Source organism: Sphingomonas lacusdianchii, from assembly GCF_022664395.1.
Lineage (GTDB): Bacteria > Pseudomonadota > Alphaproteobacteria > Sphingomonadales > Sphingomonadaceae > Sphingomonas > Sphingomonas lacusdianchii.
Map to the genome: position 1 here is coordinate 1 of NZ_JAKRET010000039.1, position 12878 is coordinate 12878.

The 12878-nt window shown below is 62.9% G+C and carries 8 protein-coding genes; 3 read left to right on the forward strand and 5 right to left on the reverse strand.

Translation table 11 applies throughout. The features are described 5' to 3' along the window. The first annotated feature begins 209 nt into the window (after positions 1–209). Both MF607_RS23100 and MF607_RS21745 read left to right on the forward strand, forming a co-directional pair. Positions 210–389 (forward strand): type II toxin-antitoxin system ParD family antitoxin, encoded by a 180-nt coding sequence (locus MF607_RS23100; RefSeq protein WP_431311989.1) that lies wholly within the window; start codon positions 210–212, stop codon positions 387–389. Next, on the forward strand, positions 386–2359 hold the full coding sequence (locus MF607_RS21745; RefSeq protein WP_242122237.1) for a hybrid sensor histidine kinase/response regulator: 1974 nt from the start codon (positions 386–388) through the stop codon (positions 2357–2359). The genes MF607_RS23100 and MF607_RS21745 overlap by 4 nt, the downstream gene beginning before the upstream one ends. A gap of 230 nt (positions 2360–2589) precedes the next feature. Here the strand turns inward: MF607_RS21745 and MF607_RS21750 are convergent, their stop codons facing one another. The 4 genes from MF607_RS21750 to MF607_RS22990 all read right to left on the reverse strand — a co-directional run bounded on the left by MF607_RS21750 (position 2590) and on the right by MF607_RS22990 (position 9419). After that, a complete protein-coding gene (locus MF607_RS21750; protein ID WP_242122238.1) occupies positions 2590–3072 on the reverse strand; it encodes a DUF4126 domain-containing protein in 483 nt (160 codons plus the stop codon). An 81-nt stretch (positions 3073–3153) separates the two neighbouring features. Continuing rightward, a complete protein-coding gene (locus MF607_RS21755; protein ID WP_242122241.1) occupies positions 3154–5499 on the reverse strand; it encodes a membrane-bound PQQ-dependent dehydrogenase, glucose/quinate/shikimate family in 2346 nt (781 codons plus the stop codon). Between the two features lie 73 nt (positions 5500–5572). Beyond that, complete coding sequence (locus tag MF607_RS21760; protein ID WP_242122244.1) at positions 5573–5791, reverse strand: hypothetical protein; 219 nt, start codon at positions 5789–5791, stop codon at positions 5573–5575. Between the two features lie 385 nt (positions 5792–6176). After that, positions 6177–9419: a PAS domain-containing protein gene (locus tag MF607_RS22990; protein ID WP_242122253.1), complete on the reverse strand. Its 3243-nt coding sequence runs from the start codon at positions 9417–9419 to the stop codon at positions 6177–6179. A gap of 209 nt (positions 9420–9628) precedes the next feature. Between MF607_RS22990 and MF607_RS21770 the strand changes: the two genes are divergently transcribed. Beyond that, complete coding sequence (locus MF607_RS21770) at positions 9629–12244, forward strand: GAF domain-containing protein (protein ID WP_242122255.1); 2616 nt, start codon at positions 9629–9631, stop codon at positions 12242–12244. Positions 12245–12322: 78 nt separating this feature from the next. Here the strand turns inward: MF607_RS21770 and MF607_RS21775 are convergent, their stop codons facing one another. After that, positions 12323–12808 (reverse strand): IS5 family transposase, encoded by a 486-nt coding sequence (locus MF607_RS21775; protein ID WP_347340918.1) that lies wholly within the window; start codon positions 12806–12808, stop codon positions 12323–12325. Positions 12809–12878 lie beyond the last annotated feature (70 nt).

The window sequence follows — 12878 nt, forward strand, 5'->3', positions numbered from 1 at the left end:
TGATCTCCACCTCACGCAGCTTGCCGATGATCTCCTCCGGCTTGTGCTTCTTCGCTGGCATTCGTCGTCCCTTCCTTGATCCAGACTGTCATAGTCGATGGACCACTCAGAAGGGGGCAGCTCAGTTTCTGCTAAAACCTTAGGCCATTCCGGAACCTCGTAGCGGCGGAAGTGTAATGCACTGTCATACATTAGGATTTGGGGGCCGAATGCCACGTCGGCAGATACGCACTGTGTCACTAACTCAGGAACTGGATCGCTTCGTTGCGAATGAGGTGGCATCCGGTCATTACTCGACAGCGAGCGAGGTCATTCGTGCAGGCCTGCGTACGTTGATCGCGTCTCGAGCCGATAGCGGTGGCAGATCTGAGGGCGCTCGCGCGCGATGATCGATGCAGCACTGGCGCAGCAGATTGTCGAGAGCTCAGCCGAGTTCGCCATCGTCACCTTCGATGAGCAAGGCATCATCACGAGCTGGAATCCCGGCGCACAGGTGATCATGGGCTGGTCGGCTGAGGAGGCGATCGGCCAGCACGGTCGAATGTTCTTCACGCAGGAGGATCAAGCGGCGGGATCGCCGGAGCACGAAATGGAACGCGCCATCAGCGACGGTCGCGCCGTTGACGAGCGTTTCCACCTGAAACGCGATGGCACCCGCTTCTGGGGTTCAGGCCTGATGATGTCGCTTAATGGCGGTTCCGGGTTCGTGAAGATCGTACGCGACCGCACCAAGGAGCGGGAGACGGAACGCCGCCTGATCATGCTGACCGATGCCCTGCCCGGCTTTGTGTTCGAGGCGGACACCGACGGTCACTACGTGCGGACGAATACGCGCTTCAAAACGTACACGGGGCGCGACGACGCCGAACTCCTAGGCGACAGGTGGCTGGAAGCCGTCCACCCCAAGCACCGGGCAGGTACGCAGGAGGCTTGGAACGACTCTGTAAATTCAGGCAAGCCGTTCGACCAGACCTTCATGGTGGCAGATCATGAGGGCGAGTACCGCTGCTTCGCCTGCCGCGGCGTTCCCGACGTGGACGATCAGGGTCGCATCCTGCGCTGGATCGGCACGTGCATCGACGTCGAGAACGAGGCGCAGGCACAAGCCCTCCTCGAAGACCTGAACCTGTCGCTCGAGCACGCCGTCACGGATCAGGTCGCCGCACTGGAGGAAAGCCAGCGCACCCTTATGGCCGAGGTGACGGAGCGGGAGCGGATCGAGGAGGCTCTGCGTCAAAGCCAGAAGATGGAGGCGATCGGGCAGCTCACAGGCGGCGTCGCACACGACTTTAACAATCTCCTGACGGTGATCCTCGGCAGCATCGACCTGCTTAGCCGACCTGATCTCGCCGAGGAAAAGCGTCGGCGTTATCTCGCTTCGATCAAGGAAACTGCAGAGCGCGCCGCAAAGCTCACCAACCAGCTGCTCGCTTTCGCAAGACGGCAACCGTTAAAAGCGGAGGACTTCGACGTTGTCGAACGTCTACACCTCGGTGGTGACGTGCTGCGCACGGTTGTAGGGTCGCGGGTTGATATCGCGTTCGACATCCGGTGCGAGCCCTGCGTCGTCAACGCAGACCCGACCCAGTTCGACACCGCCGTTCTCAATATGGCGGTCAACGCGCGAGATGCGATGGAGGGCGAGGGCAAGCTGACGATCCTGGTGGAGGAGCGGCACAATATCCCGGCCACCAGGGGCCATGCAGCGATCGAGGGCCGCTTCATCTCGGTCGCCGTCACCGATACCGGTGCCGGCATCAGCGAAGAGGACATGCCTCGGATATTCGAGCCGTTCTTTACGACCAAGGATGTCGGCAAGGGTACGGGGCTTGGCCTCAGCCAAGTCTTCGGCTTCGCCAAGCAGTCCGGGGGCGAGATCGTCATCGAAAGTCAGGCAGGGCATGGCGCGACCTTCACGCTCTACCTCCCGCGTGCGGAGGACCGGCACGTGCATGGTGATGTCGATCTCACCGCCCCGACAACATCCGTACCATCTTCCGGCGGTGGGTGCGTGCTGCTCGTCGAGGACAATCAACTCGTCGGCGAGTTCGCGGCGCAACTGATCGGCGATCTCGGCTACGGCAACATGTGGGTGCCCAGTGCTCAGGAAGCGCTGGCGCTGGTTGAGGCGGAGCCCGACAAGTTCGACATCGTCTTCACTGATGTCGTGATGCCGGGCATCTCCGGGGTCGAACTGGCAGAGGCTCTTCGCAGCCGCTTTCCGCAACTGCCCGTTGTGCTCACTAGCGGATACAGCCAGGTTCTGGCCGCTGAAGGCACGCACGGCTTTGAGCTCCTTCAAAAACCCTATACCGCCGACGGCCTGGCACGCGTGCTGCGGACTGCAATGACAAGATGAACGGCATGGATGAGCTTGAACGTCAGCGACTGGCTGCATTGGCGCGATACGATGTCTGAGCTGCTGCCGGTTTCGCAGACACGAAGTTAAGCTACCTACGCTTGCCGCTCGAAGTCCATGGGCTGAGATAGCCCCGCGCCGATCACCGATATGCCGCTACCTCGAACGCGAGCGCCTCTTTTTAGCATGACCGAACCTGTCGTGTGCGCCAGCCCAAGGGTCGCCGCCGATCACCAGAAAGGTTCGCGGGGAACACCCCTCGCGATCAGCGACGGGTTCGCGATGGCGAGCCCACTGCCGAACACTATCGCATCCTCGACGAACCCGGTCCCCGTCTGGCCGAAGCGTCTCATGGCCAATTTGCGCGCGGCGAGTCCGGCGTAAGATGAGGCGAGCGCTGCTCCCACAGCAATTGCGGCACCGAGGATGCGGCGGTCACGCGGCGCGAGCGCGGCTCCAGCATATGCGGCGGTGATGCTGCGGACCGCCAGGCCGATGGGAACCGTGCGGTCAGGCGCAGTCTTCATTTTATCGCCTGCCATCTCGGCCGCTGCGAAGGCGGCGGTTCCAGCCGCTATTACCGGGTTCAGCATCAGCTTCTGGAGCGGCAGTTCGACCGGCACCTCCTCTCGCCGCGTCGCAGCGGCAATCACCGCCAACGGCGTGATGCCGCGTTGGCCGGCAATGAGGCCGATGAGGAAGGATCGTAACATGCGATGTTCTCCACAGAAGGCGGAATGAGGACGTCGGCTCCTTTGAAGCACGTCTGCCAGTTTGCGTTTAGCAGCCGATCGTCACGTCTTCGGCAAGGCGAAGGCCATAGTGTAGTCGCCATAGCGCGTGCCGAGGGCCCCATGGCCTCCGGCCGTGATAACGACATATTGCCGCCCGTCGTGCCCGCGATAGGTCATCGGCGTCGCCTGCGCGCCGGCGGGCAGCCGTGCCCTCCATACCACCTCGCCCGTATTGAGGTCGTACGCGCGCAGATACTGGTCCGTCGTCGCGCCGATGAAGGCGAGTCCGCCGGCGGTAATGATCGACCCGCCGAGATTAGGGACACCGGTCTTGATCGGCACACCCAAATGCGATCCGAACAACCCGGTATCGCGCGCGGTGCCCAGAACCTTCTTCCACAAGACACGCTTGGTCTTGAGGTCGACCGCAGTCAGATGCCCCCATGGTGGCGCAACGCACGGCGCACCAAAGATACCGACCCATGCCTTTACCACTGCGACATAGGGCGTGTTGTACTGGGTCTGGAGCTGCGCCTGCATGGCGTTCTCGCCGCCCTGCTTCTGTTTTATCATCGGTGCGACGCGCGGATCGTCACGGCGCATCAGCCACAGCTTGAACGGCATCTCCATCGTGTTGACGGTCATGATGCCGCGCACCGGATCGACCGCCGCGCCGCCCCAGTCGGTCACGCCGTCAAAGGCGGGGTGGCCAATGATCGGCTTCAGCCCCATCGGTTGGTAGATACCGGTCCCCTGCGCACGGCGGATGTCGATGCGGCAGAAGAGCTGGTCGATCGGTGTCGCACCCCAGGTGGCGACCTCGCTTGGCGCGGGCGGGGTAAAGCTGGGCATGCCGGTTGAGAAAGGCTGGGTCGACGAGACGCGGACCCCAGGCGTGGCACCGTCCGTGCGCACGCGCTGCTCCGTGATCGCGGCGATCGGTGCGCCGGTCAGGCGGTTCAGGAAGAACACCTGTCCCATCTTCGTTGTCTGGATCAGGGCCGGGATCACCTGCCCGTTCGCCGCGCGATAGTCGAAGAGTGACGGACCGATCGGCAGGTCCATGTCCCACATGTCGCGATGCACGAGCTGCCGCGTCCAGCGCAGCTTGCCTGTCGCGACGTCCAGCGCAACGATCGACGAGCCGAAGCGGTCGTCGAACGGCCGTCGATAGCCGATCCAGTAATCGGGCGAAGCGTTGCCCGTGCCGAGATAGACGAGGCCATTGGCCGCATCGGCGGTGATCGCACCCCACACGTTCGGCGTGCCGCGCGTATAGGTCTGTCCCTCCGGGAGCGGCGCAATCGCGTCCGGCGAACGGCCGACGTCCCATGCCCAGACCGGCGCGCCCGAAACCGGATCATAGGCGCGTACGACGCCGGACGGGATGTCGCGGTTGACGTTGTCGATGATCCGTTCGCCGATGATAAGGCGGTTGTTCACCACTACCGGCGGGGTTGTGCCGATCTGATCGGACGGCTTCGAGGTGCCCATATTGGCGCGCAGGTCGATCGCCCCGCCATTGGCAAAGCTGGGGCACGGCCGCCCGGTATCCGCATCGAGCGCAACCAGTCGGGCGTTGAAGGTCGGCGCAAAAATGCGGCGCGGGCATGGCGTTCCTGCCGGTGCCTCGAAGTATGTCACGCCGCGACAGACAAGGTAATTGTTGCCGTCGATCTTCGCATCCTCGTGCCAGCTCCACTTGGTCTTGCCGGTGGTGGCGTCGATCGCTTGGACGAAGGAATGGGGCGTACAGGTATAGAGCGTGTTGCCGATGTGGATCGGTGTAGCCTCAGAATGATATTCGCGCTTGTGTTCCTTGGTTTCGGCTTGCATTGGCAGGTCGCCGGTGCGCTGGGTCCAGGCGAGTTTAAGCCGACCCACATTCTGCGGCGTGATATCGCCGAGTGCCGAATAGCGCCGCCCCGAGAGCGTTCCGCCATAGTCGCGCCAGTCGCCGTCAGCCTCACCGGTCGATGCACGTGGAATGGCGGCGGCACTAGCCGCTTCCTGCGCCTCGACGCCCCCACCGTTGATGGCGACGCCGCAAACGCCAAGAGTGAGCAACACCACCAGGGCGACGGGCACGGCACGGGTAGGCGACCGCCACCCGCGCGCAGACCAACCTGTAAGCAGCACAAGCACCAGCAGGACGGTCGGCGCCACCAAGCGCGGGACTAGTTGCAAGCCGTCCAGCCCGACTTCCCAGATCGCCCAGACCAGCGTGCCCACCCAGATCGCAACGAACCACCAGCGCCCGTACCGCGAATGACGCCCTAGTAGCGCGCCACTGACGATCATCGCGATACCTGCGACTAGATAGTAGGGCGATCCACCGAGCGAAGCGAGAACCCCGCCGGCAACTGCGAATAAGCCGCCGAGAATGGCCACGCACCAGGCGATCATGAGCCGATATAGCCGAGTCATTGCCGTTCCCTTTCGAAATGTTGCTGGTTCAACGATCGACGAGGGTGAAGTTTCAGGCCAAACTGCTTTCACGCTTACAGCGCAATCCAAAGCCTTCTGTCGTCACTAAAACCGAACCGATCGACGGAAGGGGCAGTTGCTCGTTGAAAGCCGATTTGATCGTGTCGCTGATCCTCCAAGGACCGAATCCAGAGTAAGCATCGCGCAAATCGACCCACAAACGGTCATTCGCGCCATTCTCGTCGCTTCCCAACTTCAGACATTCATTCATGTTCGGAGCAAGAGCCGTGCAGCTGGCATCAGTGCGGGCTGGCCACCGCAAGCTGTCCGGCAAACGATCGAATACAGGGAATGGCGCGGCCTTCCCAAAACCAGTCTGTCACCGGTTTCGGGACAGCCTTTTTTACCCCTGCCCAATGATCAGCCTGATCTTACCAAAGCGTCTGGCCGCTAGCTTCCACGAAGCGACCAGATACGGCATCGTCCCCGAGCAGCGCGTCCTCGACGGGGAGTTTCGCCCCCTTCCTCGGGTGTCATGAAGCCGTTGTGTTCGGTCAGGTCGATCTTCACATAGCCAGGGCTGACCGAGTTGATGACGTGCGGCGTAGCGAATAATGATGATTTCCCTGAGCTTCGTCGAAGTGAATGCCGGCACATCAATCTCGTTTGATCATGCTACCCACCTTGGCCGAGAGCGCTTCAAGAGTGAAGGGCTTGGTGAGCAACTCCATACCCGCCTCTAGGTGCCCGTTTCCCACGGCAGCATTTTCGGCGTAGCCTGTGATGAACAACACTTTCAGGCCTGGTCGGAGCGCTCGCGCCGCGTCGGCGACCTGCCTGCCGTTCATGCCCCCAGGCAGTCCGACATCGGTAATCAGCAACTCGATCCGGGCACCGGACTGGAGGACCTTCAAACCGGCGTTGCCGTCGGCAGCGCCAATCACGGTATAACCCGCCTCGTCCAGCACCTCGTCGATTAGATGACGGATCGTCGCCTCATCATCCACGACGAGGATGGTCTGCCCCGTGGCCTGCGCGGCTATGGTGAGGGCCTCCTCCTCTTCCACTAGCATCGCATCACCGACGAAGCGGGGCAGGTAGATGCAGATGGTCGTGCCCATGCCCAGCTCCGAATAGATCCGGACCTGTCCGTCCGACTGGCGCGCGAAGCCGTAGATCATCGACAGACCGAGACCCGTGCCCTCGCCGAGCGGCTTGGTCGTGAAGAAGGGCTCGAAGGCCCGTTGGATTGTCTCTGCGGTCATGCCGGTGCCGGTATCGGTCACGCAGACAGACAGGTATTGCCCGGGGGGCAGGTCGCGTTCGCGCGCAGTTCGCTCGTCCAACCACTTGTTCGCCGTCTCGATGGTGATGCGGCCGCCATCCGGCATGGCGTCGCGTGCGTTGATGCACAGGTTGAGCAGCGCATTCTCGAGCTGCCCGGCGTCGATGTTCGCGGTCCATAGCCCGGCAGCACCGACGATCTCGATCTCGATTTCGGGGCCAACGGTCCGCCGAAAAAGCTCCTCCATACCGGCTGTGAGCCGGTTCACGTCAGTGGGTTTAGGATCGAGCGTCTGACGGCGAGAGAAGGCGAGCAACCGCTGGGTCAGCGATGCCGCCCGTCGGCCGGCACCTTGCGCGGCGACGATGAAGCGCTCGCTGTCCTGGATCTTGCCCTGTGCAAGGCGAATTTGCAGCAGCTCCATGTTGCCCATCATGCCGGTGAGCAGATTGTTGAAGTCGTGTGCGAGGCCGCCGGTCAGCTGGCCCACGGCCTCCATCTTCTGCGCCTGACGGAGTTGATCCTCGATCAGGCGTTGGCTGGTCATGTCGACGCCCACCCCGGTTCTCCGCGACGGGTGTCCTTCCGCGTCAAAGTAGGTGTGCCCCCGCGACAGCACCCAGTGAAGCGATCCGTCGGGATGGACGATGCGGTATTCGAGCTCGATTTCGCCCGCTCGCTGCAATCCCGCGGCCATCACGCCGTTCAGCTCGACGCGGTCTTGCGGATGGACATTGGCCAGGAACTCGGCGCTCGACAGCCCCGCTGCGCCCCGCGCCGGGTCAAGCGCGTACAGCGCTGATATCGCCGCATCGCAGAAGAAGCGGTCGGAGCGGATGTCGTAAGTCCAGACCCCGACCCCACCAACCGCTGAGAGCGCCAAGCGCGCGAAGTCCTGCTCGTCGCGGAGCCTTGCCTCAACCTCGCGCTGCTGGGTGATGTCGCGTCCGGTGGCGTAAGTTAGCTCGCCAGCCGGAGCGGCGACCCAGGAGATCCACCGCGTCGAGCCGTCTTTGTGACGGTAGCGGTTCTCGACCGTCGCATGCTGGCCTGTCGCCGCTGTCTCATAGGCTCCGATGGTGCCGGCATGATCGTCCGGGAGGACGAATTCGTTAACGTGGTGGCCTACTAGCTCGTGTGGCTCGTAGCCGAGCAGGTCAGTCCAAGCCGGGTTCACACGCCTGAACACGCCATCGAAGTCGATCACGAGCATCAGGTCGGGCGAGGTTTCCCACATCCGGTCGCGTTCGACGGTGCGCTCGACCACCTCGCGCTCGAGCGTCTCGTTTGTCTGCTGCAGAGCCACCTCAGCGTTCTTGCGCTCGGTGATGTCGTTGAACAGCAACGCCACGCGGTGTTCGTCGGGACGGCCGATACGCAGCGCATGCACGTCGTACCAGTGGCCGAGTGGTTCGGCGAAGTTCTCGAATCTTACAGGCCCGCCAGTGGCAGCGACCCGCCCGTAAAGCTCAAACCAGTGCTTCTCGAGATCGGGCGCCAGCTCACTGACCCATTTGCCGAATGACCCGTGCAGGCCGGTTTGCCGTTCGTAGGCGGTGTTTCCCTCCTCGATCATGTAGTCGACAGGCTCGCCTGCGTCGTTGAAGCGCATACGGATGATGCAGAAGCCGACATCGATCGCGTCGAGAACCGATCGATAGCGGTCCTCCGTCGCAGCTAGCTCGTCCGCCGCTCGCATCGTTTCGGTGACGTCGACGCCCTGTACCAGAATGCCGATGACGGCACCGGCATCGTCGCGAACCGGCTGGTAGATGAAGTCGAGCAGCCTCTGATCGATCGGACCATCGGGCTCGGCCTGAACGTCGTAGCGGGCGCCCCGCGCCTGGTACGGCTCGCCGGTGGCGAAGGCGTGGTCGAGCAGCGCGACGTAGCCCTGCTCGGCCGCATCACTGAGTGCCTCTACTACCGTCCGCCCGATCAGCTCGCGCTGTCCAACCGATGCGCGGTAACTGGCGTTGGCGAAAGCGAACCGGTGCTCGGAACCGAGCAGCAGCGCGATCATCGCCGGCGCCTGCTCAAACAGGCCGATCAGCTTCTCACGCTCATCCGTCAGCGCCGTGATCGCAGCGGCATTGCGCTCCGCCTCGGCCGTTAGCGCCTGATTGGCGCGGTAGACTGCCTCGGCGCGTTCGAAGATGCCGCTGTGGTCGGGACGAAGCTGCACCCCGCTATCACCAGCCTCGATGGTCTGCCGCAGGGTCTCCAAGTCGGTCACATCGATCGGGTGCTGGAGAACGAACGACACTTCGTCGTCGTCCCCGAGCACGGGTGTGTGCGTGATGCTCCAGTAGCGCTTTTCCAGCCCGCCGCCTTCCGAGGCGGGTCTTGGCACGTCGAAGCGCAGCAATGCCATGGTGTCGGCCTGTCTGGTCCGAAGCACGCGCTGGAACGAATCCACTGCCTGGCGCAGCGTCTCCTCATCGGTGGGAAAGGCATCCCACGCCCAGCGACCGACGATGTCAGGCAACTCGCGGCGGACCGACGCGAGATAGGCCTTGTTCGCCGTTGCGATGTTCAGGTCGCGATCCAGCACCAGATATGGGTTCGGCGAGGCGTCGAAGAAGGTGGCGAGGTCGGCGATCGATGCAGGCACGGGTTACTCACTGACGGAAGTGTGGAGCGGCGCGTCCAAATAGCGGGCCAGCAAATAAAATTACCAATCACAACGCCCTTGTGCTCGGCTGTGTCCCCCCCGGGGCAACGGGCACATTGCCAAAGGGATGATCAAACGACCGATCCGGCTATCGATTGGAAACGAGCATCGTCAATGACGTGGCCTCGATCCTTCGCTAAATAGCGGTCATGGGACCCGATCCATTTGTTGATGATCCATGCGCAGCTGACGTGGCGGCGGTAGGCCGCCTGGACGTGGTGCCGACGCTACTTGATACGGTCTGCCGGATCACCGGGATGGGGTTCGCCGCGATCGCCCGGGTAACCGACGACAAATGGATCGCCTGCAGCGTCAGGGACGAGATCAACTTCGGACTTCAGCCTGGTGGCGAGCTGAAGCTGGAGACGACCATCTGCCACGAGATCAGGCAGCACCGGCAGGCCGTGGTCATCCCTGACGTTGACGCAGACCCCGCCTATGCGGCGCATCACACGCCCGCGATATACGGCCTGAAGAGCTACATCTCGGTCCCGATCGTGCTGCCGGAAGGCCGCTTCTTCGGTACGTTGTGCGCGATCGATCCCAGTCCGCACGATCTCGCCAGGCCTAAGATGCTTCCGACCTTCGAGATGTTCGCGAGGCTGATCGCTCTGCAACTGGATCAGGCCGAGCAGGCGTCGGCTCGGAACGAGGCCGGCCGGGCTATGCGCGACAGCGAGGCGCTTCACCGCCAAATCCTCGACAGCGCGACGGACTTCGCGATCATCGCCACTGACCTCGATGGCCGGGTGACCCGCTGGAACGCAGGTGCCGAGAACATCCTGGGCTGGACCGAGCGGGAGATGATGGGAGAGCCGGTCGACCGGTTCTTCACTCCCGAGGATCGCGCTGTCGGTCGGCCGCAGACCGAGATGCGACTGGCGCTGGAACACGGCCACGGCAACGACGAGCGCTGGCACCTCAGGGCAGATGGTACGCGCTTCTGGGCGCAGGGCGAGATGACGCCGCTCAGGCGATCCGACGACAAGGTCGTTGGCTTCGTGAAGGTGCTGCGCGACCGTACGGCGGAACGGCTGCGCGAGCAGCGACTGGACCTGCTGGCGCGGGCCTCCGCAGGCCTCCTTTCGTCGGATGATCCAGACAGGGTGCTCCGGGATATCCTGTCATCAGGCGCCGAGACGCTCGGCTATGACCAGAGCTACAGCTACCTGCTCAATAATGACTGCACGCGCATGCGCCTTCTCCAGTCGATGGGGGTGGAGGAGGAGGTTCGGAACTGGCTGGCCGACGCATGTCCGGCGGACGTGCCGCTCTGCGGCTTCGTCGCGGAGAGCCGGGAGCCACTCATCCTGGACCATGTCCAGCAATCGGCTGACCCGCGGACAATAATCAGCCGACACCGTGGCACGCGTGCCTATGCGGGCTTTCCTGTTCAGTCCGAGGAGAAGCTCTACGGCGTGATCTCCTTTGTTTCGACGGTCCATGATCGCTTCGAGAACGAGGCCATTTCCTTCTTCGAGAGCTTTGCGCGCTTCCTGTCGATCGGTCGCGAGCGATTAGACCGCGAGGCCGCCCTGAGTGACCTGGCCATGACGCTGGAGCGTCGCGTCGAGGAGCGTACGCGCGACCTACTCGCCTCTGAGGAAGCCCTGCGTCACGCGCAGCGCATGGATGCGATCGGCCAGCTCACCGGCGGGGTCGCGCACGACTTCAACAATCTGCTGACGGTAATCCGTGGATCCGTCGATCTCCTGCGTCGACCAGACCTGCCCCAGGACCGGCGCACGCGCTACATCGAGGCGATCGGCGACACGGCGGACCGCGCGACCAAGCTGACCAGTCAGTTACTGGCGTTCTCGCGCCGGCAAACGCTGCATCCCACAGCGTTCGATGTCGCCGAGCGGCTGCGTGGTGTGGCCGAGATGCTGGACACGGTGACCGGTGCCCGCGTGGCCGTCACCCTCGACCTCCCGGACGAAGTCTGCGTTGTCAGGGCGGACGTCGGTCAGTTCGAGACGGCGTTGGTCAACATGGCAGTCAATGCCAAGGACGCGATGGGCGGCGAGGGAGAACTCAGGATCCGACTGGTCTGTGGTGTCCGTAAGCCCACTATTCGCGGCCACGCAGCGGTGGATGGTGGGTTCGCGGCCGTTTCCCTCACCGATACGGGAGCAGGCATCGCGCCCGCTGACATCGCGCGAATATTTGAGCCGTTCTTCACGACCAAGGAGGTCGGCAAGGGCACCGGCCTTGGCCTCAGCCAGGTGTTCGGCTTCGCCAAGCAGTCGGGTGGCGATGTTGATTGTGAGAGTTCACCGGGCGTCGGCACCACCTTCACCCTGTACCTCCCCGAAGCCGCTGCGGGTATTGAGTTGGGAACAGTTGTGCCAACCCCAGAGCGCGTGCATGCCACGCGCGGGCTGTCGATCCTGGTCGTGGAGGACAATCAGGAGGTGGGTCGTTTCGCTAGCGAGGCGTTGAACGATATGGGCTTTCGTACCACGCTCGTGCCTAGCGCCGAAGATGCGCTTGAGGCGCTCGGTACCAATTCCGGTACGTTCGACGCCGTTTTTTCCGACGTTGTGATGCCAGGGATGGGCGGCCTGGAACTGGCCAAGCGGCTGCGCAAGACATGGCCGCACCTGCCCGTGGTTCTTGCGAGTGGGTATAGCCACGTCCTCGCGCAGGAAGGCGCACATGGCTTCCTTCTTCTGCAAAAACCTTATTCGGCGGACCAGCTCGCCCGTGCAATAGACACGTTGGTCATCCCGGATCGGGAGGCGGCGCCTGCACCCACTGGATGAATGCCAATCTCTGCCTCTTCCGTACAGGTCGGCTATGATGAGCCGGAGGCGGCTAACCCCTCTAGGGCCTGTGGGGATTCATCGTGAATTGATGACGGCGGCGGCGAGGTAGATCATGGCCTCGAAGCTGCGATCGGTTTTGCAGGCCCGCATGGCGATGCGTTTGAACTCTTTGAGCTTGCAAAAGAAGTTCTCGATGAGGTGTCGCCACGCATAGATGGCGGGGTCGATCTTGCGTGCGCCGATGCGCCGTGGGTGCTGGGAGATGATGACCGCCGCTCCACGCTCGTCGAGGTCGGCGATGATCGCGTTGCTGTCGAATGCCTTGTCCGCGATCAGGCCATCGAACGCGATCCCATCGATCAACGGTGGAACGCCGACGGTGTCGAAGCGGTGTCCCGGCATCAGGTGGAAGCGCACGAGGTTGCCCAATGCATCGGTCAGCGCGAGGATCTTGGTCGTCATGCCACCTTTGGAGCGACCAATGGCCTGGCTCTGAGTCCCCCTTTTGCGCCCTGACCGTGGCGGTGGACCTTCACGATCGTCGCATCGACCATCGCATATTCAAGGTCGGGCTCGTCCGACAGCGCATCGAATATCCGTTTGAAGACATCTGCTTCGCGCCAGTCGCGGA

Coding starts and splice junctions, on each gene's coding strand:
- MF607_RS21750 (WP_242122238.1), bottom strand. CDS start 3,072: ATGTTACGATCCTTCCTCATCGGCCTCATTGCCGGCCAACGCGGCATC.
- MF607_RS21760 (WP_242122244.1), bottom strand. CDS start 5,791: ATGAATGAATGTCTGAAGTTGGGAAGCGACGAGAATGGCGCGAATGAC.
- MF607_RS21755 (WP_242122241.1), bottom strand. CDS start 5,499: ATGATCGCCTGGTGCGTGGCCATTCTCGGCGGCTTATTCGCAGTTGCC.
- MF607_RS21770 (WP_242122255.1), top strand. CDS start 9,629: ATGGGACCCGATCCATTTGTTGATGATCCATGCGCAGCTGACGTGGCG.
- MF607_RS21745 (WP_242122237.1), top strand. CDS start 386: ATGATCGATGCAGCACTGGCGCAGCAGATTGTCGAGAGCTCAGCCGAG.
- MF607_RS23100 (WP_431311989.1), top strand. CDS start 210: ATGCCACGTCGGCAGATACGCACTGTGTCACTAACTCAGGAACTGGAT.